This is a genomic window from Bradyrhizobium sp. 179, assembly GCF_023073535.1.
Lineage (GTDB): Bacteria > Pseudomonadota > Alphaproteobacteria > Rhizobiales > Xanthobacteraceae > Bradyrhizobium.
Map to the genome: position 1 here is coordinate 204682 of NZ_JADPJR010000136.1, position 19937 is coordinate 224618.

At 62.7% G+C, this 19937-nt stretch carries 22 protein-coding genes; 14 read left to right on the forward strand and 8 right to left on the reverse strand.

Going from position 1 to position 19937, the window contains the following annotated elements; genetic code table 11:
• Positions 1-73 precede the first annotated feature (73 nt).
• Positions 74-250, reverse strand: coding sequence for a hypothetical protein (locus IVB12_RS31950; protein ID WP_247305390.1), 177 nt, complete (start codon positions 248-250; stop codon positions 74-76).
• Positions 251-286: 36 nt separating this feature from the next.
• Here IVB12_RS31950 and IVB12_RS38235 point away from each other — a divergent pair, with 36 nt between their 5' ends.
• Positions 287-421 carry a hypothetical protein gene (locus IVB12_RS38235; protein WP_256467136.1) on the forward strand — a complete coding sequence of 45 codons (135 nt, stop codon included), beginning with the start codon at positions 287-289 and terminating at the stop codon, positions 419-421.
• Here the strand turns inward: IVB12_RS38235 and IVB12_RS31955 are convergent.
• Entirely contained in the window at positions 418-1248 is an 831-nt protein-coding gene (locus tag IVB12_RS31955) for a helix-turn-helix domain-containing protein (protein ID WP_247305393.1), read from the reverse strand. The genes IVB12_RS38235 and IVB12_RS31955 overlap by 4 nt on opposite strands.
• 217 nt (positions 1249-1465) lie before the next feature.
• On the opposite strand from IVB12_RS31955, the gene IVB12_RS31960 reads away from it, so the two are divergent.
• Positions 1466-1807, forward strand: coding sequence for a hypothetical protein (locus IVB12_RS31960; protein WP_247305396.1), 342 nt, complete (start codon positions 1466-1468; stop codon positions 1805-1807).
• 21 nt (positions 1808-1828) lie between these two features.
• On the opposite strand, the gene IVB12_RS31965 is transcribed toward IVB12_RS31960, so the two are convergent.
• Positions 1829-2635 carry an enoyl-CoA hydratase-related protein gene (locus IVB12_RS31965; protein WP_247305398.1) on the reverse strand — a complete coding sequence of 269 codons (807 nt, stop codon included), beginning with the start codon at positions 2633-2635 and terminating at the stop codon, positions 1829-1831.
• A gap of 107 nt (positions 2636-2742) precedes the next feature.
• On the opposite strand from IVB12_RS31965, the gene IVB12_RS31970 reads away from it, so the two are divergent.
• The 12 genes from IVB12_RS31970 to IVB12_RS32025 all read left to right on the forward strand — a co-directional run bounded on the left by IVB12_RS31970 (position 2743) and on the right by IVB12_RS32025 (position 14263).
• Positions 2743-3522, forward strand: coding sequence for an IclR family transcriptional regulator (locus IVB12_RS31970; protein WP_247305401.1), 780 nt, complete (start codon positions 2743-2745; stop codon positions 3520-3522).
• 180 nt (positions 3523-3702) lie between these two features.
• Positions 3703-4407, forward strand: a complete 705-nt coding sequence (locus tag IVB12_RS31975) for a dienelactone hydrolase family protein (RefSeq protein ID WP_247305404.1) — start codon at positions 3703-3705, stop codon at positions 4405-4407.
• A gap of 134 nt (positions 4408-4541) precedes the next feature.
• A complete protein-coding gene (locus IVB12_RS31980; protein ID WP_247305407.1) occupies positions 4542-5654 on the forward strand; it encodes an ABC transporter substrate-binding protein in 1113 nt (370 codons plus the stop codon).
• Between the two features lie 70 nt (positions 5655-5724).
• Positions 5725-6567 carry a branched-chain amino acid ABC transporter permease gene (locus tag IVB12_RS31985; RefSeq protein ID WP_247305410.1) on the forward strand — a complete coding sequence of 281 codons (843 nt, stop codon included), beginning with the start codon at positions 5725-5727 and terminating at the stop codon, positions 6565-6567.
• Between the two features lies 1 nt (position 6568).
• Entirely contained in the window at positions 6569-7606 is a 1038-nt protein-coding gene (locus IVB12_RS31990) for a branched-chain amino acid ABC transporter permease (protein ID WP_247305412.1), read from the forward strand.
• On the forward strand, positions 7587-8372 hold the full coding sequence (locus tag IVB12_RS31995) for an ABC transporter ATP-binding protein (RefSeq protein ID WP_247305415.1): 786 nt from the start codon (positions 7587-7589) through the stop codon (positions 8370-8372). The genes IVB12_RS31990 and IVB12_RS31995 overlap by 20 nt, the downstream gene beginning before the upstream one ends.
• Positions 8362-9075 (forward strand): ABC transporter ATP-binding protein, encoded by a 714-nt coding sequence (locus tag IVB12_RS32000; RefSeq protein WP_247305418.1) that lies wholly within the window; start codon positions 8362-8364, stop codon positions 9073-9075. The genes IVB12_RS31995 and IVB12_RS32000 overlap by 11 nt, the downstream gene beginning before the upstream one ends.
• Positions 9076-9112: 37 nt before the next feature.
• Positions 9113-10336, forward strand: a complete 1224-nt coding sequence (locus tag IVB12_RS32005; RefSeq protein WP_247305422.1) for a CoA transferase — start codon at positions 9113-9115, stop codon at positions 10334-10336.
• 13 nt (positions 10337-10349) lie between these two features.
• Positions 10350-11420, forward strand: a complete 1071-nt coding sequence (locus IVB12_RS32010) for an acyl-CoA dehydrogenase family protein (protein WP_247305426.1) — start codon at positions 10350-10352, stop codon at positions 11418-11420.
• An 11-nt stretch (positions 11421-11431) separates the two neighbouring features.
• Positions 11432-12589 (forward strand): acyl-CoA dehydrogenase family protein, encoded by a 1158-nt coding sequence (locus IVB12_RS32015; protein ID WP_247305429.1) that lies wholly within the window; start codon positions 11432-11434, stop codon positions 12587-12589.
• A 30-nt stretch (positions 12590-12619) separates the two neighbouring features.
• A complete protein-coding gene (locus IVB12_RS32020; RefSeq protein ID WP_247305432.1) occupies positions 12620-13396 on the forward strand; it encodes an enoyl-CoA hydratase/isomerase family protein in 777 nt (258 codons plus the stop codon).
• A 9-nt stretch (positions 13397-13405) separates the two neighbouring features.
• Positions 13406-14263: an amidohydrolase family protein gene (locus IVB12_RS32025; protein ID WP_247305435.1), complete on the forward strand. Its 858-nt coding sequence runs from the start codon at positions 13406-13408 to the stop codon at positions 14261-14263.
• Between the two features lie 21 nt (positions 14264-14284).
• Here IVB12_RS32025 and IVB12_RS32030 read toward each other — a convergent pair whose 3' ends face one another.
• The 5 genes from IVB12_RS32030 to IVB12_RS32050 form a co-directional block, all read right to left on the reverse strand.
• Entirely contained in the window at positions 14285-14740 is a 456-nt protein-coding gene (locus tag IVB12_RS32030; RefSeq protein ID WP_247305436.1) for a PaaI family thioesterase, read from the reverse strand.
• Between the two features lie 105 nt (positions 14741-14845).
• On the reverse strand, positions 14846-16015 hold the full coding sequence (locus IVB12_RS32035; protein ID WP_247305439.1) for an NADH:flavin oxidoreductase/NADH oxidase: 1170 nt from the start codon (positions 16013-16015) through the stop codon (positions 14846-14848).
• Positions 16016-16204: 189 nt separating this feature from the next.
• On the reverse strand, positions 16205-17416 hold the full coding sequence (locus IVB12_RS32040) for an ABC transporter substrate-binding protein (protein ID WP_247305442.1): 1212 nt from the start codon (positions 17414-17416) through the stop codon (positions 16205-16207).
• A gap of 75 nt (positions 17417-17491) precedes the next feature.
• Positions 17492-18664 carry an NADH:flavin oxidoreductase/NADH oxidase gene (locus IVB12_RS32045; RefSeq protein ID WP_247305445.1) on the reverse strand — a complete coding sequence of 391 codons (1173 nt, stop codon included), beginning with the start codon at positions 18662-18664 and terminating at the stop codon, positions 17492-17494.
• Between the two features lie 50 nt (positions 18665-18714).
• The gene (locus IVB12_RS32050; protein ID WP_247305477.1) at positions 18715-19926 is read right to left on the reverse strand and encodes a CoA transferase; all 1212 of its coding nucleotides are present in this window, start codon (positions 19924-19926) and stop codon (positions 18715-18717) included.
• Positions 19927-19937: the final 11 nt, after the last annotated feature.

A 19937-nucleotide genomic window follows, 5' to 3' on the forward strand; every position in this document is an offset into this window, starting at 1 on the left:
CGCGCGCTCCTTGACTTTCGTGGGTGAGGAAAGCTGCGAGCACGACTCATTCGCAGATTTATTGTGAAATCCGTCAATGAGTTCCGTTGAGCATGTTGAAGGTCTGCTCAAATCGCCCCTCTGCCTCCGCATCTCGCAGAACGCCCAGGCGCTTCACTTTGATCTCATGCGGAGTGGGCTGCTGGTGAAGAACTTCAATTGTCTCGTTGATGAAATCCACCAGCGGCATCGGGTGGGGGGTCTTCAGCATGGCCTGGCATCAAATCAGTGTTGCACCAAGGAAGGAATGATCTCCAGCACCTCGAACGAGGTGCCTTGGAGCTGGTGGCAGAAAAAAACCGGCCGGATGATCTGCGAGCAGGACGACGAAGGCTTGTGGCCGCTGCTCATTGACCGGGCGGCAACCGCCGGTGCCGTCTAGCTCGAGGAGGTTGGACAAAGATAGCGCTGCACGACATCGTTGAGCAGCGCGACGATCTGCGTCTGTCGCCGCGTGATATCCTGGAGCGGGCCTGACACAGCGACAGCAAGCGCGCGGTTCCAGCCATCGATGCCCTCGGGCAGCGGTACGGCAATCGATCCGGCGCCCGGGGTAACAAGGCCAGCCGAGAAGAAGAACCCGTCACGGCGCGTCCGCTCGACGTTTTCGAGCACCTGATTGATGTCGATGCGCGGTATGTCGAGCGCCGCTTCCGCGTTGGTGCGCGTGCACAGGCTGCGAATCTCCTTGTCGCTGCTGGCCGTCAGCAGCGAAAATCCGGTGGCTGACCAGACCACAAGGCGCCTGGACCCGGGCGGAACGTGAAAGCGCATGGTCGCTCGCGCCTGCAAGACGTGGATATATTGCGCAAAGATGCCGCTCCGCGCGGCGATGATGACGGTGTCCCCTGTTTTCTGGGAGAGCTCTTCGAGCATCCTCATCAGGCTGCCGTTTCTGACAGGGCCCTTGTCGAGCCAAGTCCCGAGCAGGGTGACGCGAGGCGAAGGCAGGAAACTGCGGCTTCCCGGCAGATAGTCCATGTAACCGAGCTCGACGAGGCAGTTGAGCAGGATCGAGGTTGACGATTGCGGAAATCCCAGCCGCTCGGCCACTTCGGCAACGCGCGCGTCCCGCTGGATCTCGTCGAAGAATTCCAGAATTCGCAGCACACGTCCCGCCGACTTGACCGATCCCGCCGCCGGCGGGCCGTAGCTCGTGGCTTCCGTGATCTGATCGTCTGCTGTTCCTGTCTTGCTTCTTCTGGCCATCGTCTGACTGTGCCGGCAATTCCGCAGACATCCGGTAACGCCGCGCCGAAATCCTTATTCCATGTCCATTTGGCGGCACGTTAGTCGGGTTGCGCTGGCAGGTCTAGTCGAGCCCATCGACAGGGCCGGTATCCAAGTTCGACGGAGCGGTCATGACTTTCACATCATGCTCCACTCACATAGAGGGCCCAGGTGAATCGTACGGTCTGAGTCGCATGTGAGTTTCCAGCTCTCGATACTGAAGATTCTCGACGGGCAGACCGACGGACGGGCCAGTCTCGAGGTCATCAAGCAGCACCTTGCTATGCTCCATACGAGTGGCCAGGAATGGACCGGACGTATGAAGCGCCTGGCCGAACGGGTGCCCGACCTTGATATATTCGGCCAGAAACTGGTGATGCGCGAGCCGGGCATGTGGAGCATCACCGCGGAAGGCCGCAGCTTTCTCGCGACCCTCGAGCAGCCAGCCGCGGCCGATCACAATATTGCCCATGCCCAGCCGAGCCCGGCCGCTCCGGCGCCCGGGGCAAGCGCTCGGGCCGGACCTCAGTTTCGTTGAAAGACGCCCGCGACCTCGCGTTCACTTGCCGGTGAAGCGCGGCGCCCGCTTTTCGACGAAATGAGCAACGCCCTCCTTAAAGTCTTCCGTTCCGCGGCAGATCACGACCTCCCTGTTCGCGAGCTGCGTGGCTTCGGCCAATGTCTGCCGGGGAGCGGCCGTCAGCTGCAGCTTGATAATGCGCATGGACCGGGGAGAGCAGAGATTGGCGAAGTCCGAAGCCATTCGTTGGACGGTTTCGCGGAAAGTGTCCGCCGGCAGCATTCTGACGAGGCCAAGCCGCTCGGCTTCCACAGCTTCAACCACGCGCCCCGAAAGAAGAAGATCCGCGGCATTCATCGGTCCGATGAGCTGGCGCAACATCCAGGCGCTGCCGTGCTCCGCGATCAAGCCGCGCCGGGCGAAGGACGTAGTCAGCTTTGCGCCTGCGGCCATGAAGCGGAGATCGCAATAGAGCGCGATGCAAAGACCGACGCCTGCGATTGCGCCATTGATGCCCGCAATGATCGGCTTGGGAACGGCCAGGAGATAGCTGTATCGCTGCGCCAGATCATCATCGCTCTCCAGGGGGACGACCGGTGCAGCGGCGGCTGCGCTTCCTGACGCTGCGTCGGAGAGGCGGCCCATGTCGGCGCCAGCGCAGAAGCCCCGGCCGGCGCCGGTGATCACGATCGCCCGGACCTCATCGTCCTCGGATGCGATCGCCATCAGGCGGCGCAGCTCGCTCTCCATGACCGGCGTCCAGGCGTTCATCTTGTCCGGTCGGTCGAACGTGATCGTCGCGACGCGATCGGACACTTCGAACTTCATCTGCTCGGCAGAAACCATGGGCGACCTCAGTTGGCGAGCCTTCTAGCAAACGCGAGGAACCCGCGAAATGCCTTTCGTCCACGGGAAAACTTTTCTATCTATGTGAAAAAGCGAGCGAGGAAGCCATGTCCAAAGAGGTCATCAAGACGGCCAAGCGGCTGTTCGAGATCCTGGAATATTTCGACGAAGTGCAGCGCCCCCTCAGTCTCAAGGAGGTCGCGTTGCGTTTCGGCTACCCCGTCTCAAGCGCCTCCGCTGTCCTCAAGAGCATGGTGGTGCTCGGCTATGTCGACTTCGACCGTTATTCGCGGACGTACATGCCGACCATGCGGATCGTTCAGCTCGGGCACTGGGTGCAGGGCGCGCTGTTCGGCGAAAGAGGCATTTCGGCGCTGGTCAATCACCTCAACAGGGAAACGGAAGAGACGGTCAGCATCGCGACCCAGAGCGATCTGTACATGCAATATATCCATGTCCAGCCTTCGCCGCGCACAATCCAGTTTTCGATCAGGCCCGGGACGATCCGGCCGCTCGCGCGTTCGGGTCTCGGATGGATGCTGCTGAGCGCGCGCTCTGATGAGACGATCGAGAAGCTCGTGCGCCGCATCAATTTCGAGGAGGAGGATCGGAAGAAGAAGGTCGATCTGAAGGAGCTGATGCAGAAGCTCCGCAAGATCCGCAAGGATGGCTACGTCATCTCCCTTCACACTGTGACGGCGGGGGCAGGCGTCATCGGTATGTTGTTGCCGGAGCGGCGCCACGGCCGCATCCTGGCGATCGGCGTCGGCGGGCCAGTCGATCGGCTCGTGTCCAAGCGAACGCAGATCCTGAGATCACTGCGCGAAGGCATCGACAAATTCGTCTCGCGGGAGGATGGCGCTCCCGCGCCAAAAGCCCGCAACTGACCGAGGCCATTTTCACATATCTGTAAATACGAGCGCATATCTGTAATGCTCTGGCTTTCAGCTGCGGCCCGGCACATTGTCCTACCCACTCCACGCCTTGAACGCGCGGAGACACAAGATGGTTAAAAGGGTGGAGTCGTGCAGGAGAAGGTCGTCGATCTGAAAACCAAAGATGGGGTGATGAACACGTATGTGTTTTACCCGGACCGTCCAGGACCGTTCCCTGTCATCATCTTCTATATGGACTCGGTCGGCGTCCGCGAAGAGTTGTCCGACATGTGCCGGCGTTTGGCGACAGTCGGCTACTACGTCATCATGCCGAACATGTATTACCGCATGGTCCGCTGCGTCGATCTCGACGCCAATCGGCTGTGGGACCCCGCTTGCGCAGACAAGCTGGAGTTCATGTGGAAGCTCAACCGTCACCTCACCAACACGATGGTGATGGAGGACACTCAGGTCATGTTCGACTTCCTCGCCAATGAACCGGCGGCGCGGCAGGGCAAGACGGGATGCGTCGGCTACTGTATGAGCGGCCGCTACGTCTATCGCGCGATGGGCGTGTTTCCCGATCGCATGGCCGCCGGCGCCTCCGTCTACGGCGCGCGCCTCGTCACCGACCAGCCGGACTCCGCACATCTCGTCACCGACAAGATCAAGGGCGAGATCTACTTTGCTCTCGCCGAGCATGATCACTACGCGCCGCCCGAGATGCTCGAGCAGGTGTCGCAGGCGATCAAGACGACCGGCATCAAGGGACGGATGGAATACTATCCGGAAGCCGAGCACGGCTTCGCCTTTCCAACACGGCGCCTCTACCATAAGGCCAGCAGCGAGCGGCATTGGGAGCGTCTGTTCGATCTCTTTCAGCGCAATCTGAATTGAGCTCGAACATCTGAATTGTCCTGCATTCAAGAAGGCCGCCGCGGCGTCGCCATGGGCTGGCCGGATAAAATCATAGGGGAAGAACGATGATGCATGCGGATCGCCGAAAGATCATGTTTTCGTTGGGGGCCGTCGTGGCTGCCACTGTGCAACTCGCCTACGCGCCCGGCGCGATGGCGGCCGACTCGGTCAAGATCGGCCTCGCGCTGCCCCTGAGCGGCGCGGCGGCGACTTACGGCCAGGAGTTGCAGCGCGGCGCTGAATATGCGGCGGACCTCGTCAATCAGCGCGGCGGCATTCTCGGCGGCCGGAAGATCGAGCTGGTCTTCGAGGACGAGAAGGGCACGCCGCAGGGCGGCGTCGCAGCGGTGCAGAAGCTGATGTCCGTGGGGCGCGTGAAGGCGATCACCGGGGGCACCAACAGCTCGGTTGTGCTCGCGGAATCCTCGGTCACGAAAAAGCGGATTCTGCAGGTGAACGCCGGCGCGCAGGCCGACGCCATCACGGATCACGGCAGCCCTTGGCTGTTCCAGATCAACAATACGGTGTCGCTCAATTCGGAGGCGTTCAACACCTACATCATCAAGACGCTGAAGCCGAAGACCGTCGCCTACATGGGCGAGAACTCCGAGTTCAACAAGACGGTGCTTGAGAAGCTCAAGGAGAGCCTCAAGTCCGCCGGCATTGAGCTGGTGAGCGCATCGACCTACGACGCCGAGACCAACGACTTCACGTCCATCCTCACGAAGATCAAGGCGAGCAATCCGGACATGATCTACGTCGCCGACGCCTATCCGGCGCGCGCGGCGCAGCTCTGGAAGCAGGTGCGTCAGATCGGCGGCTTCAAGACCGAAGTGATGTCGCCGGGCGTGGTGACGCCGGGCATGATCAAGCCGTCGGAGGGCGCCATGAACGGCGTCATCACCGGCGAAATCTTCATGGCGTCCGATCCGGGGCCCGACGGCAAAGAATTCGTCGAGAACTACCAGAAGAAGTTCAACAGCGTCCCGGGCAAAGGCGAGCTGGTGATCTTCGAAGCGATCAACCTGATTGCGTCCGCGATGGACAAGGCCGGCACCGATAGCGACTACGACAAGATCTCGAAAGCCATTCGGGAGGGTGCATGGCAGAGCCCGCGTGGCCTGCTCAAGTTCGACGAGAAGGGCAGGGCGCGCGCGCCGTACTTCTACATCCAGCGAGTTGAGAACGGGGCTGTCGTCCAGCTCGAGCGCGTCAGCGCGAACTGAAGATCGACCGGATTAAACGCAAAAGGTACGTACGGCTTTGGAACTTCTGGTTCAAACCCTCGTCAACGGAATGGTGCTGGGCGCCGGCTATGCCGTCATCGCCGTCGGCCTGACGCTGATCTTCGGGATCGTGGGCATTGCAAACTTCGCCCATGGCGCGTTCTTCGCCATGGGCGGCTATGCCTGCTATCTGCTGACGTCGCGAGGCCTGAACTATTTCGCCGCTGTGCCGCTCTCGGTGCTGATCGTCGTGGTCATCGGCGCCGTGACCGAATGGATCGTTATCCGGCGCAGCCTCTACGGCGACTCGCACCACGGTTCGCTCATCGTGACCTTCGCGCTCGGCCAGGCCGCGGTGGCCGGATTGATCCTGATCTTCGGGCCTGATCCGCTTCCCGTGACATCGCCGCTTGGGCAGAGCACGATGCGATTACTGGGCATCTTCGTGACCTCCCAACGCGCATTCATCTTCATCTGCTCGGTGCTGGTGCTCGGAGCGCTCGGCCTGTGGCTCCGCCTGAGCATCAAGGGCCAGCAGGTCGTGGCCGTTGCCCAGAATGCGCGTGGTGCGCTCTATTCCGGCATCGACGTGCCCTGGATCCGCGCACTCGCGTTTGTGCTCGGCGTCGCCGCCGCTGGTTTGGCCGGTGCGCTGCTGGCGCCGATTTCGACGATCTACCCGACGATGGGGTACAGCGCGCTAATCGTTGGATTCACGGTCGTGATCCTGGGCGGGATGGGCAGCATCCCCGGCGCGATGTTGGGAGCGCTGCTGATCGGCGTTGCCAACGCCCTGTTCGAGACTTTCGTGTCGGTATCGTGGACCCCCGCGTTGGGGTGGGGACTCGTGATCGCCACGCTGCTGTTCCGGCCACAGGGACTGCTCGGCCAACTCCAGCAGCATCGGCACTGACATGGCGATTCAGGATTTCGGCACGGTGATGGACAGGAAGCAGCAGGTCGGCGCCATCGCCAGGAATAAGTCGGGGCGAATGGCGCGAGAGTCGCTCTATGTCGTATGCGCCGTTGTGGCCATCGCGGCGTTCGTATTCGCGTTCACCGATCCGTTTGTGGTCACTCTCGCCGGCCACACCTGCGCATTCGCTCTGTTCGCTCTGAGCATCAACATCATCCTCGGCGGCGTCGGGGAAGTGCCGCTCGGCCAATGTTTGTTCTTCGGCGTCGGCGCCTATGGCGCGGCGATCGGAATGGGCAAGCTGGGGCTGCCTTTCGAGGTCGCGGTGCTGATCGCGCTCGTCTTGTCCGTGGTGCTGGCCGCGATCATCGGCGTCATCACGCTGCGTCTGACCGGCGCTTATTTCTCGATCGTTTCCTGGGGCCTCACCGGCGTCGCCATGGTCGCGGCGACGAATCTCGAGGAGATCACCGGGGGTCCGCTCGGCCTGTTCGGCTTTCCACCGATCGAGATCGGCCCGCTTGAGCTGTCGGATCCGCAGACCTATTTCGCGGTCACTGCCACGATTCTTCTGCTCGCGATCCTCTTCCTGGTCGCCCTGCGCCGGTCTCCGTTCGGCGCCGCGATGGACAGCGTGCGCCAAAATCCTCATCTCGCCCGCTCAGTCGGCGTCGATGTCGCGCGTGTCCGACTGAAGGCGTTCATGCTGAGTGCGCCGTTCGCTGCGCTGGCCGGCGCGCTTGCCGTTCCCTACACCCAGATCGTGACGCCCGAGGTGTTCAGCGTCGCGAACACGGTGGATGGCCTCCTGATGGTGCTGCTGGGCGGCGCCCAGCTCGTGATCGGTCCCGTCATCGGCGCTGCGATGTTCACGCTGATACCGCAGGCCATGAACCTCGATCCGAACGTGAGGATCCTGGTGTTCTCGTCGATCATCATTCTGATCATGATGTTTGCCCCCGGGGGATTGCATCAACTGGGCCTTGCTCTGCGTGACCGGTTGGGAAGGAAGACAGATGACGATCGCAGTCGTTGAGCGTCCAGCCGTCTCGGCCCGGGACATCGTCAAGCGGTATGGCGGCGTGACGGCCCTGAACGGCGTCAGCCTCGACGTCCAGGAAGGCGAGATCTTCGGCATCATCGGTCCGAATGGCGCGGGCAAGTCGACGTTGTTCGACATCCTCTGCGGCATCACCGTGCCGACCAGCGGATCAATCCGCATTATGGGCAGCGAGATCGCGGGAATGCCGCCGCACCTCATCGCGCGCTCGGGCGTCGCCCGGACCTTCCAGAGGACCGCGGTGTTCGCCGACAGTACGGTGCTTGAAAATCTCCTGTTCGGGCGCCATGCGAGCTTTCACCACGGCGTCGTGGGCCGGATCATCGGCAGCAAATCCTATGCCGAGGATCAGCAGGCCTTCCAGGCTCGCGTCGAGGAAGTGCTCTCGCTCATCGGCCTCGACGGAGAGCGGCACCGCAAGGCCGGCGTGCTGGCCTATGGCGTGCAGCGCCGGCTCGCTGTCGGCATCGCCTTGATGTCCGATCCGAAAATCATGTTCCTCGACGAGCCGGCTGCCGGAATGAATGGCCGCGAGACCGCCGACTTCATCGCGCTGATCCGTGCGATCGCCCCCGGACGGACGATCCTGATCGTCGAGCACGACATGGCCGTTATCCGGCAGCTCTGTGGCCGCGCGCTCGTCGTCGTCGACGGCAAGCCGGTCGTGGTGGACGCGCCGCATCACGTTCTCAGCCATCCGGAGGTGGTGACCGCATATCTGGGGGCCGACGATGACGAGTGATAGCACGCTGTTGACTGTCAAGGACGCCTCGGCGGCCTACGGCAAGGTCGTCGCGCTCCGCGGCGTCTCGCTCTCCGTCAATCGCGGCGAGATCGTCGCCATCCTCGGCGCCAACGGCGCCGGCAAGACCACGCTATTGAATGCCATCTCCGGGGTTTTGCCGATCACGGCGGGCCGAATCGAATTCGCAGCCGAGCGTATCGACGGTCGCAAGCCCTGGACGCTCAGCCGGGCTGGCATCAGCCACGTCCCCGAAGGGCGCGAGATCTTTCCGTCGATGACGGTTGAGGCGAATCTGAAAATCGTCGATGCGTTCGGCGCCGGTCCAGTGTTCACGGTCGAGGACGTGCTGAATATGTTTCCGCGTCTGCGCGAGCGCTTTCGGCAGGCTGCCGGCAATCTCAGCGGCGGCGAACAGCAGATGCTTGCCATCGGCCGCGGTTTGATGGCGCGCCCCCGGCTCATTCTTTTCGATGAACCTTCGCTCGGGCTCTCGCCATTCTTCTCCAAGTTCGTGCTTGGCGCGATCGGAGCGCTCAGGGCCAAGGGCCTCTCGGCGCTGCTGGTCGAACAGAACATGCGCGCGGCGCTCAAGATCGCCGACCGCGCCTATGTGCTGAGGGTGGGCTCGATCGTGCGCGAGGGATCGGCCGGCGAAATCGCTGACGCCCCCGACATCCAGGAAGCCTATCTGGGCGCCTAGCGGACACAGCTCGTTGCAAAGGATTTGAGACAGACACATGCAGGGTCGACGCAATCTTCCGCTCGATGGCCTCACCGTCATCGATCTTGGCCAGGTCTATCAAGGGCCGTACGCAACGTACCTGATGGCCAAGGCCGGAGCCCGAGTGATCAAGATCGAGCCGCTGGCCGGTGAGCCGGTTCGTCAGCGCGACAGCGTCAGTCGCGGCTCGGGCGCACCATTCGCAATGCTCAACGGCCACAAGAAGTGCATCACGCTCGACCTGAAATCCACGAAGGGGAAGGAAGTCCTCAAGCGCCTGGTCAGGGACGCCGACGTTCTTCTGGAAAACTACGCGCCGGGCGTCATGGATCGGCTCGGCATCGGCTGGTCCGTGCTGCACGAACTCAATCCCCGGCTGGTCTACGCCTCGGGATCCGGTTACGGGCTGTCTGGCCCGGACAAGGACAATCTGGCGATGGACGTGACCGTTCAGGCCGTTTCGGGGCTCATGAGCGTCACTGGCTTTCCGGATAGTCCACCAGTCAAGGCAGGTCCGGCGCTGGTCGATTTCATGAGCGGAATTCATCTCTATGCCGGCGTGATGACGGCCTTGTACGAACGGCAGATCACGGGCGTCGGGCGGCTGGTGGAAGTGGCGATGCAGGAAGCCGTATTTCCCGCGCTCGCCTCGAACCTTGCCTACATGTACGACATCGGCAGGGCCCCGCCTCGCACCGGCAATCGACACGGCGGGCTCTCCGCGGCGCCCTACAACGTCTATCCGGCGAGCGATGGCTACATCGCGATCATTGCGACCAACGATAAGCATTGGAGCAATTTGCTGCAGGCGATCGGGCGGACCGAACTCGCGGACGATCCGCGATTCCGGGACAAGGTCGCGCGCGTTCGCAACATGGACGAAACCGACCAGTTGATCGCGGACTGGAGCTCGAAGAGCACCCGCGAGGAGGCCTGCGCTGCGCTGGCGAAATTCAAGGTGCCTTCCGCACCGGTTCGCGATCTCGAAGAGGTCTGCAACGATCGCCACATGCATGCGCGCGGCATGCTGGAATGGATCGAGCACCCGCAGTTCGGACGGATCGTGATTCCGAACAGCCCCATCCGCATCCACGGAGCCGACAGGTTGCCGGCGGCGGTCTCCTCCAGATTGGGCGCGAACACCGATGAGGTGCTGACGTCGATGCTCGACATGTCCGAGCCCGAGATTGCCGCGCTGCGAACCGAGGGCGTGATCGGCCCGCGCCCCTCATCAACATAGTGAGAAAATGACGATGTCAGCTTCGGAAACCCTCGTCGTCGAGACCGCCGCGCGTGTCCTTGCGGATCTGGCCGATCCGCAGACGATCGTGCAGAAGCGCGACGATACATGGAAGGCGCCGCTCTGGTCGTCGCTTCGGGAGATTGGCCTCGATCTGGCCTGGGTCTCGGAGACCGCCGGTGGAGCAGAGGCGTCGCTTGCCGATGGCTTCGGCATCATCCGCCAGGCAGGTCGCGCGGCATTGGCAGCGCCGCTGGCGGAAACGCTTTTGGCCGGGTGGCTGCTGGACAGGGCTGGTCTGACCGCGCCAGGCGGCCCGATGACGGTGGCGCCGGTGCGGCCGAAAGATCATCTCATGCTGGACGAGACCGGCCGCATCAACGGCCGCGCCCGCATGGTGCCCTTCGCTGGCGACGTCGACCATATCGTCGCGCTGGCCACGGCAGACGATGGGCTTGCGGTGGCTCTGGTCCGAACGGCCGACTGCACTCTGAAGCCCGGCAAGAGCCTCGCTGGCGATGCGCGCGACACCGTGGAATTCGCGAACGTCTTGCCGGTTCAATGCGCGCGCTTGAAGGGTGCGAGAGGACGCGAAAAAGATGTTCTCCTGCTGATGGGCGCGGCGGCGCGAGCGCAGCAGATCGCAGGTGCTCTGGACAGGACACTCGAGCTTTCCGTCCTGTATTCGCAGCAGCGGATTGCATTCGAGAAGCCGATCTCGAAATTCCAGGCAATTCAGCACAGCCTGGCGCGGCTCGGCGGTGAGGTTGCTGCGGCAGCGTCCGCTGCGGCGTCAGCGGCCGATACCATCGCCAACACCGGCTTCGATGATGACGCAGCTCTGCTGGAGATCGCAGCAGCCAAGATTCGCTGCAGCGAGGCCGCAGAGGTCGGTGCCGGCATCGCCCATCAGGTGCACGGCGCGATCGGGTTTACGGATGAGCACATCCTGCACCGCTTCACGCTGCGCCTGCTCTCGTGGCGGGATGAGTTCGGCGACGAAACGTTCTGGAGCCTTAAGCTCGGCGAGTTCATCACAGCAAGAGGTCCCCGGGAGCTCTGGCCCTTGCTGGCCTCTCGCTGAAAGGAGCCACAATGTCCCTTATTCATTTCGACGCCATGCGCCTGCCGGAGCATTGCCAGGAGCTGCGCAAGGAGGTCCGGGCGTTTCTGCAGAGCGAGATCGCAGCGGGCACGTTCGATCCCGACAGGCCGGAGGTCGGCGCGAAGAATGCCGATGAATTCTCCCGCCGCGTCGGCGCGAAAGGCTGGATCGGCATGACCTGGCCGAAGAAGTATGGCGGTCAGGAGCGCAGCTTTCTCGAGCGCTATGTCGTGACCGAGGAGATGCGGATTGCCAATGCTCCCGTGCGGCGCTTCTTCGTCGCGGATCGGCAGAGCGGTCCAACCCTCATTCGCTACGCCCATGAAAAGATCAAGCAGGACGTGCTTCCCCGCATCATCCGCGGCGAGCTGTTTTTCTGCATCGGCATGAGCGAGCCCAACTCCGGCTCGGACCTGTTCGCGGCGCGGACGAAAGCGACCAAGACCGACGGCGGCTGGCTGATCAACGGATCGAAGGTCTGGACCAGCAGTGCGCATCTGGCGGACTACATGATCGGCCTGTTCCGGACCTCGAGCTCGATCAAGGAGAACCGGCGGCATGGCCTGACGTCGTTCCTGGTCGACATGAAGACGCGGGGCATCACCTGCCGACCAATCGGACAGATGAGCGGCCAGCGCGACTTCAACGAGGTCATCTTCGAAGATGCCTTCATTCCGGATGACCACGTCATCGGCGAGGTCGACGGTGCCTGGAAGCAGGCCACGAGCGAGCTGGCCTATGAGCGCTCCGGGCCGGAGCGGTTTCTCGAAACCTATGACGCGCTGCTCGCGCTCACCAACGCGGCGGGCGTCAAGCCGGACGTCCGAGTGACGGTCGGCATCGGGCGACTGGTCGCGCAATTGCACACGCTGCGCCGCATGTCCGTCTCGGTGGCGGGGATGCTCGAGGCCGGCCGCGAACCCGTCGTCGAGGCCGCAATCGTCAAGGACCTCGGCACGGTCTGGGAGCAGGGCCTGCCGCACCGGGTCCGCGAGCTCGCTTCGCTGCTCGACCTCGAGGACGACGAAGAGGACGCCTTCCGCAACAAGCTGGACTTCGAGCTCAAGATCGCACCGAAGCTGACGATCCAGGGCGGCACCACGGAAGTCCTGCGTGGCATCATCGCGCGCGGGCTCGGGCTTCGCTGATCAGCAGATACGAAAGGAATTCGACACCACATGAGCACTGATATCGCAGTTACCAGGCAAGGCCACGTCGCAACGATCGAGATCCAGCGGCCGCCGCTGAACTATTTTGATCTTCAGCTTATTCGCGACATTGCCGACGCCCTCGACAAGATCGATGCGGAGAGCGAAATCCGGGCGGTCGTCCTTGCCGCGCAGGGCAAGGCGTTCTGCGCCGGTGCGGATTTCAATACGCCGGCTCAGGGCGCGCAGGCGAACAACGACCGGCGGGACGGCGGCCACCTCTATATCGAGGCGGTTCGCATCTTCCGGAACAAGAAGCCGATCGTCGCGGCCGTGCATGGCGCCGCGATCGGCGGCGGCTTTGGCCTGGCGATGTCGGCGGATTTTCGCGTGACGTGCCCCGAGGCCCGGTTTGCCGCGAACTTCACCCGTCTCGGTTTCCACCCCGGCTTCGGGCTGACCGTCACGCTGCCGGAAGCCATTGGCAAGTCGAACGCAGAGCTGATGTTCTACACGAGCCGGCGCGTCACCGGTGAGCAGGCGCGGGCAATGGGATTGGCCAGCGTGCTGGTTCCTCAGGATCAGGTTCGTGCGGCCGCTGTGTCGCTCGCGCAGGAGATTGCCGAATGCTCGCCGCTCGGCCTCCTGTCGACCCGCGCCACCATGCGGGCAGGTCTGGCGGACCGCGTCAAGCGCGCCACGGATCACGAGCTCGCCGAGCAGAACCGCCTGCGTGTGACGGACGATTTTCGCGAAGGCGTCAAATCCACGGCGGAGCGCCGATCCGCCAATTTCACTGGCAAGTGAGGGGCCATCATGACGGAGAAGCTCGAAAAATTCCCGGACGGCAGCTGCGATTGCCATGTCCACATCTACGGGCCCTTCAATCGCTTCCCGGCCGACCATGCCGGCCGGTTTTCGCCGAAGCAGGAATTCCCGGTCGAGATGCTGTTCGACGTTTGGAAGTCGATCGGCATCTCGCGCGGCGTTATCGTCCATGCCGGCAATGCCGGCTCGGACAATGAGGTGACGCTCGAAGCCTTGAAGCGTTTTCCAGACAAGCTGCGCGCTGTCGCGATCCTCAACCGGGACGTCACTGACAAGCGGCTGGACGAGTTGACCGACGCCGGCTTCAAGGGCGTGCGCATCAATCTGTTGTATCAGGATGGCAAGCCCGTGATGTCGGGCGGCATGAACCTGGACGATCTGAAGGCCTTGGCGCCGCGCATCGCCGAGCGCGGCTGGCACGCGCAGCTCTGGATCGAGACCGGCGATCTGCAGCAGCTGGCGCCTGAGATCGAAAAGCTCCCGCTTGATTTCGTGATTGATCACCAGGGGCGCACCATGGCGGACAAGACTGTCAATTACAGCGGCTACCAATGGTTCTGCGACCGCGGCCTCAAGAGCGGCCGCTACTGGTGCAAGCTGTCCGGCGCCGACCGCAACACGCGCGTCGGCAGCCCGTACAAGGACACCGAGGATTTCATGAAGGCGCTGGCCGCCGCTAACCCCGACCGGCTGGTCTGGGGCAGCGATTGGCCGCATGTCGGACACACCGGCGATGCGGTCCCGAAAGAGTCCGTGCTGATGGACCTGTTCAGGCGCTGCGTGCCTGACGAAGCTGTCCGCAGGAAGATCCTGATCGACAATCCGACCCGGCTCTACGGCTTCTGAGAGCCGAAAGCCGCGAGGGGATCACGCTGGGCTGGTCCCGGCGGGATTCTTGGCCCGCAGGGCCGCCGTCGAACTTGCCGTCGCGATGAGCACGTCGTTCGAATCCCGCAGCTCGGCTTCCAGGAAGCCGATGCTGCGTCCTTGTCGCACGACCTTGCCGTAAGAACGGTACAGGCCCGGATGCGCGGGCAGCAGGAACGCGACCTTGATTTCGAGGCTTGCGACCGCGATCTGGTATTCACCACGCAACAGGCACGCGGTGGCCATGGCGGCGTCGAGCCATCCCGTGACAATTCCGCCCTGGACGATGCCGCCCCTTGGGTGGCCTTCAACCGAGTGGCAGTGGCGTTGTTCGGCATGCCACTCGATCGTGACGCGGTTCAGTATCTTATCGTAGGTGACGCCTCCTATGCCGAGAAGCTCCCATGCCGGCGGACGCCGCGCTTCGATCTGCCTGATCAGTTCTGAAGTGGACATGTCTCTCTGATTGCTCGCTGCTCGGATTCTGCACGAGGCGAGCCACGGCACGCCTGCAGGTAATCAACATGAGCGGAACGGCTCCGCAACTCCGCCCAGCGGTGATCAGCTATCCGCCGCGATGCCCTTTTGCCACGTGGAGGGATTTCCGCCGAAACCGCGGCGGGCGCGCTTTTCGAGCCAGTAACCCATTTGGGGCGGGACCGCGCTGAAGGTCGGATCGGCGCCGAGCTTCTGTGCCGCGTCCATCGCCCAGTTCGGGTTATTGATGAACTCGCGGCCGACCGCGACGAGATCGGCCTTCTTGTTCTGAAGGATCGCTTCGGCCTGATCGCCGTGGATGATGAGACCGACCGCCATGGTCATAATGTCTGCCTCGCGGCGGATATAGTCCGCGAACTGGACCTGATAGCCGTACGCGTTGAGGCGGAAAAAGTTCGGGACCTTGCTGTTGAGGCCTCCTGTGCTGCAGTCGATGACATCGACGTCCTTCGTCTTCAGGATACGCACCAGCCGGGCGTTCTCCGCCGGTCCCCAACCCGCCTCGTCCTCGATCGACAGGCGGACAAACAGGGGCTTGGACGCCGGCCAATGGGCGCGAACGGACTCGGCGACCTCGATGGCAAATCTCATTCGGTTGGCTTCGCTGCCACCATAGTCGTCCGTTCTCTGATTGGCCTCGGGCGAGAGGAACGAATGGATCAGATAGCCGTGGGCGGCATGCAGCTCGACGACGTCGAAGCCGGCCTGGTCGGCCCGCGCCGCCGCCTTGCCCCAGGCGTCGATCGCATCGGGGATCTCGCTGCGCTCCAGGGCACGGGGCGTCACATAGCCGCTGCCGAATGAAAGCGGGCTCGGACCGATCAGGTCCCAGCCTTGCACGTCCTCAACCGCTGCGAGCTCCTGCGCAGACAGCGTGCCGTCACCTTCCCAGGGACGCCGGGCCTTGCCCTTCCGGCCGGTGTGCCCGAGCTGGATGCCAGCCAACGCGCCGTTCGATTTGATGAGGCTGGCGATCTGCCGGAGCGGCGCGATGAACTTGTCATCCCAGATGCCGAGGTCTCCAATCGTCCCGCAGCCGCGGCGTTCGACCTTGGTCGACTCCACGATCACAAGACCGGCGCCGCCCGCGGCGAACTTGCCGGCGTTGCTCAGATGCCAGGGCGTCGGAAAGCCGCGCTCTGCAACGTATTGCAGCATCGGCGGGACCACGATCCGGTTCTTGAATTCGACATCCCGGATACGTAGTGGCGAGAACAGCAACGTTTCGTTCATCCCGGCCTCCCTTGTTGATCCAAGATTAGGTGGCCAGTCTCCGCATGCCAATGCGCGTCAGGGACGACGTCGCATTTCCATGGATGTGAAAAGTAGTGCTGACGATTTCCCGAGCGTTGGAAGCGAGAGGCCTGAGCGGCAGCACTGCAACTGCCGATCAAGCCCTGGCTGGTCCATGACGCCCGAAGATCAGGACTTCTTCATCAGCGAACACTTGCTTTGTTCGCGAGGAATGTTGGCGTCTTCGGCCGGGACGGTTGCGACAACGTCATAGAAGTCCCAAGGACCCTTGGACTGCTCGACCGTCTTTGCGCGCAGAAGATAGTAGTCGTGGATGTGCATGCCGTCCTCACGAACATATCCCTTCTCCGAGAAGAAATCGTTCACGGGCATCGAACGAAATTTTGCGAGCACGGCGGCGGTATCGAGCGTTCCGGCCGCTTCGACGGCCTTCAGATAGTGCATAGTTGCCGAGTACAGGCCGGCCTGAACCATGGTCGGCATACGGCCGACCTTCTCGAAGAACCGCTTCCCGAACGCGCGCGAGGCGTCATTCCGATCCCAGTAGAAGGCCTCCGAAGTGTACAGACCCTGCATGTTTTTCAGACCGACAGACTTGGCATCCGTGATCTGGAACAGCAGCGCCGCCACCTTCATCTTGCTCTTGAGTCCGAGCAAGCCGAATTCGTGAGCCTGCATGAGCGAGTTGGAGGTATCACCGCTGGCATTGGCGAGCGCCAGCACATTGGCGCCGGAGCTCTGGGCCTGCAGCAGGAACGACGAGAAGTCGCTTGTGTTGAAGGGGTGGCGTACGGAACCGACGACCTTGCCGCCGTTCGCCTTGACCACGGCCGAAGCATCCGCTTCGAACGCGTGACCGAAGGCATAATCGGCCGTCAGGAAGAACCATTCGTTGCCGCCTTGCCCCATCAACGCCTTCGCCGTGCTGCGCGCCAGCGTGTTGGTGTTATACGTCCACTGGAAGGTGTTGGGGGAGCATTTTTCGTTGGTGATCGTCGAGGCCCCCGCCGACGACACGATCATCATCTTGTTCTTGTCGCGGACCAGATCGGCAAGCGCCAGCGCGACCGCCGAGTTTCCGATGTCGAGAATGACGTCGACGTTTTCCGTGTCGATCCAGCGCCTGGCGATAGCCGAGGCGATATCCGTCTTGTTCTGATGATCGGCGAAAATGAGCTCGATCGGCTGCCCCAGCAGCTTACCGCCGAAGTCGGCGATCGCCATCTTGGTGACTTCAACGGCCGCAGGCCCCGCGGCATCCGCATATTGGCCCGATTGATCGTTGAGCACGCCGAGCTTGACCGGCTTCGACGCAGGCGTCTGCGCGTGAGCCGAAGCAAGACTTAGGAAGACCATCGACGCGGCCAGCACACTTCTCATTTTTTCACTCCCTTTGAAATTTTAACCCTCGAAATCAGAATCGATCTTGTGACGCCAGCCGCGCAGGCGGAGGCCCTATTCGGCGGCCTCGTGGTATCGCTCCACCCCGTGCAGGCTTTCGCCATTGGTGCGAAGCGCTCCGCCCCATTTGGCGAGCCACCAGCCATATTGTTCGGGCCACTTCTCGAAGTTGCCGGTCAGCCCGAAATGCTCTGCTGCGTGGAGCGCCCAGAACGGATTGAAGAGCATCTGGCGGGCCATGAAGATGAGGTCGGCACGGTCGTCCTGCAGGATCTTCTCCGCGAAATCCGGGGTTCGGATCATGCCGACTGCGCCGGTTGCAATGTTGGCCTCGTGGCGAATGCGTTCGGCGAACGGCACTTGGTAGCCTGGGCCGCGACCGAGATTGGCATTGGTCGATCCGGCGCGAAGATTACCGCCTGTCGAACAGTCGACCAGATCAACGCCCAGCTCCTTCAATTTGCGGGAGAAGACGACGCTATCTTCGATTTCCCAGCCACCATCGATCCAGTCCGTGGCCGAGATGCGCACGAAGAGCGGGGTGGACGAAGGGAGCGCGGCCCTCACGGCGCGCGTCACTTCCAGCGGAAAACGCATCCGGTTTTCGAGGCTGCCGCCATATTCGTCGCTGCGGAAATTGGCGAGCGGCGACAGGAATGATTGCAGGAGATAGCCGTGAGCCATGTGAAGCTCGATGACGTCGAAACCCGCCAGCACGGCCCGGCGCGCCGTCGCGACGAATGCATCGCGCACGCCGACGAGGCCTTCCTTGCTAAGAGGAATAGGAGTCTGGAAGCCTTCGGAGAACGCGACATCCGACGGCCCCGTGGGCACCCAGGTTTCCTCTCCCATCTCGATATCGCGGTCCGTCAAATGACTGTTGCCCCGGAACGCGCGCTGCTGGCTCGATTTTCGTCCGCCGTGATTGATCTGGATCGCCGCTTTGGCGCCATGCGATTTGATGACATGAACGATCTGGCGCATGCCGTCGATCTGGCCGTCCTCCCACAATCCGGGATCGCCGTTGGTGATGCGCCCCTTCCGGGTGACCGACGTCTGCTCGACGAAGACAAGCCCGGCCCCGCCCATGGCGAACTTGCCATAGTGAACCAGATGGAACGGCGTGACGTAGCCGTTCTCGGCCGAGTACATTCCCATCGGCGAGACGACGATCCGGTTGCTCAACTCGACGCCACGAAACGCGATGCTTTCAAACAGCTTGACCATTGTGATCTTCCCCCGAATTAGCGGACCGGAAATTCGCGCCTCGACGTCCGTCATGCTTGTGCAATGGCGCCGGAGCGCCGCAACGCATCGATCTCGCTGGTGGACAAGCCGAGATATTCCGACAGGACCTCGCCATTGTGCTGACCAAGACGCGCGGACGGGACGTAGTCCGGCGCTGCCGTATCGTGGAGCACCAGCGGACTGCGATGCACGAGGATGTCGCCGTATTCCGGGTGCTCGATCTCGCGCAACATGCCCCTGGCATGGAGGTGACTGTCTTCGGTCACCTCGCGCAGGTCGCGAACCGCGGCGCAAGGCACCCTGTTGATGCGGCAAAGCTCGGTGACCTGATCGCGCGTGAGCTGCGAGGACCACTCGGAGACGACCTGGTCCGTTAGATCGATGTGTTTCAAACGGTCGAGCACCGTTTTGAAGCGCGCATCGTCGGCCAGCTCCGGCCGTCCCATCGCGCGCGTCAGTCCGGTCCAGTGGGATTCGTTGACGCTGATGATGGCGACATACCCGTCGGACGCGGGATAGACATTATAGGGCGCCTCCGCGAGCCCGCCGTGGCGGTTGCCGGTGCGAGGGGCCGCCGCCTTGCGATTGAAGACGTCGGCCAGGTTCGAGGCCATCGCCGGATAGACGGTCTCGACCATCGCGATCTCGACCAGCCGGCCGCGGCCGCTCCTCGCCCGATCGTAGAGCGCGGTGAGGATGCCGGCGTACAGATGCACACCGCTGATGAAGTCGGTAATGGCCGGCCCCGCCTTGACCGGGGGACCATCGGCAAAGCCGGTCACGCTCATGATGCCGGAGATCGCCTGGACGGTCAGGTCCATCGCCAGATTGTCCCGGCTGGGGCCCGACAGGCCGTAGCCGGTGGCCGAGCCGTAGATCAGCCGCGGATTGATGGCGCTGAGCACGGCGTAGCCGACGCCCAGTCGATCGAGCACGCCTGGCGCGTAGTTCTCGATCAGCACGTCGGACTTCGCCGCGAGCTCCTTCAGGACCCTGACCCCGTCTGGCGACTTCAGATTCAGGCTGATGTTGCGTTTGTTCGCATTGAGCATCGCGAACGGGACGGCGTTGCCCTTGCTGATGCGGGCACGATGACGCACCGGCTCGCCGTTCGGCGGCTCCACCTTGATGACGGTCGCTCCGGCCTGCGCCATCAGGAAGCCGGCATACGGACCCTGATACACCTGCCCGAGATCGATGACGATCACGCCATCGAGCGGCAGCTTGTTGTTGTTCTCCAAGGCTTCCTCGG

Bases quoted from the DNA above. Each gene is read 5' to 3' on its own strand.
- IVB12_RS31970 (WP_247305401.1), top strand. From the start codon at position 2,743: ATGTCCAAAGAGGTCATCAAGACGGCCAAGCGGCTGTTCGAGATCCTG.
- IVB12_RS31990 (WP_247305412.1), top strand. From the start codon at position 6,569: ATGGCGATTCAGGATTTCGGCACGGTGATGGACAGGAAGCAGCAGGTC.
- IVB12_RS31965 (WP_247305398.1), bottom strand. From the start codon at position 2,635: ATGGTTTCTGCCGAGCAGATGAAGTTCGAAGTGTCCGATCGCGTCGCG.
- IVB12_RS32015 (WP_247305429.1), top strand. From the start codon at position 11,432: ATGTCCCTTATTCATTTCGACGCCATGCGCCTGCCGGAGCATTGCCAG.
- IVB12_RS31995 (WP_247305415.1), top strand. From the start codon at position 7,587: ATGACGATCGCAGTCGTTGAGCGTCCAGCCGTCTCGGCCCGGGACATC.
- IVB12_RS32030 (WP_247305436.1), bottom strand. From the start codon at position 14,740: ATGTCCACTTCAGAACTGATCAGGCAGATCGAAGCGCGGCGTCCGCCG.
- IVB12_RS32020 (WP_247305432.1), top strand. From the start codon at position 12,620: ATGAGCACTGATATCGCAGTTACCAGGCAAGGCCACGTCGCAACGATC.
- IVB12_RS32035 (WP_247305439.1), bottom strand. From the start codon at position 16,015: ATGAACGAAACGTTGCTGTTCTCGCCACTACGTATCCGGGATGTCGAA.
- IVB12_RS31955 (WP_247305393.1), bottom strand. From the start codon at position 1,248: ATGGCCAGAAGAAGCAAGACAGGAACAGCAGACGATCAGATCACGGAA.
- IVB12_RS32005 (WP_247305422.1), top strand. From the start codon at position 9,113: ATGCAGGGTCGACGCAATCTTCCGCTCGATGGCCTCACCGTCATCGAT.
- IVB12_RS32040 (WP_247305442.1), bottom strand. From the start codon at position 17,416: ATGAGAAGTGTGCTGGCCGCGTCGATGGTCTTCCTAAGTCTTGCTTCG.
- IVB12_RS32010 (WP_247305426.1), top strand. From the start codon at position 10,350: ATGTCAGCTTCGGAAACCCTCGTCGTCGAGACCGCCGCGCGTGTCCTT.
- IVB12_RS38235 (WP_256467136.1), top strand. From the start codon at position 287: ATGATCTCCAGCACCTCGAACGAGGTGCCTTGGAGCTGGTGGCAGAAA.
- IVB12_RS31950 (WP_247305390.1), bottom strand. From the start codon at position 250: ATGCTGAAGACCCCCCACCCGATGCCGCTGGTGGATTTCATCAACGAG.
- IVB12_RS32045 (WP_247305445.1), bottom strand. From the start codon at position 18,664: ATGGTCAAGCTGTTTGAAAGCATCGCGTTTCGTGGCGTCGAGTTGAGC.
- IVB12_RS32025 (WP_247305435.1), top strand. From the start codon at position 13,406: ATGACGGAGAAGCTCGAAAAATTCCCGGACGGCAGCTGCGATTGCCAT.
- IVB12_RS31985 (WP_247305410.1), top strand. From the start codon at position 5,725: ATGGTGCTGGGCGCCGGCTATGCCGTCATCGCCGTCGGCCTGACGCTG.
- IVB12_RS31975 (WP_247305404.1), top strand. From the start codon at position 3,703: ATGAACACGTATGTGTTTTACCCGGACCGTCCAGGACCGTTCCCTGTC.
- IVB12_RS32000 (WP_247305418.1), top strand. From the start codon at position 8,362: ATGACGAGTGATAGCACGCTGTTGACTGTCAAGGACGCCTCGGCGGCC.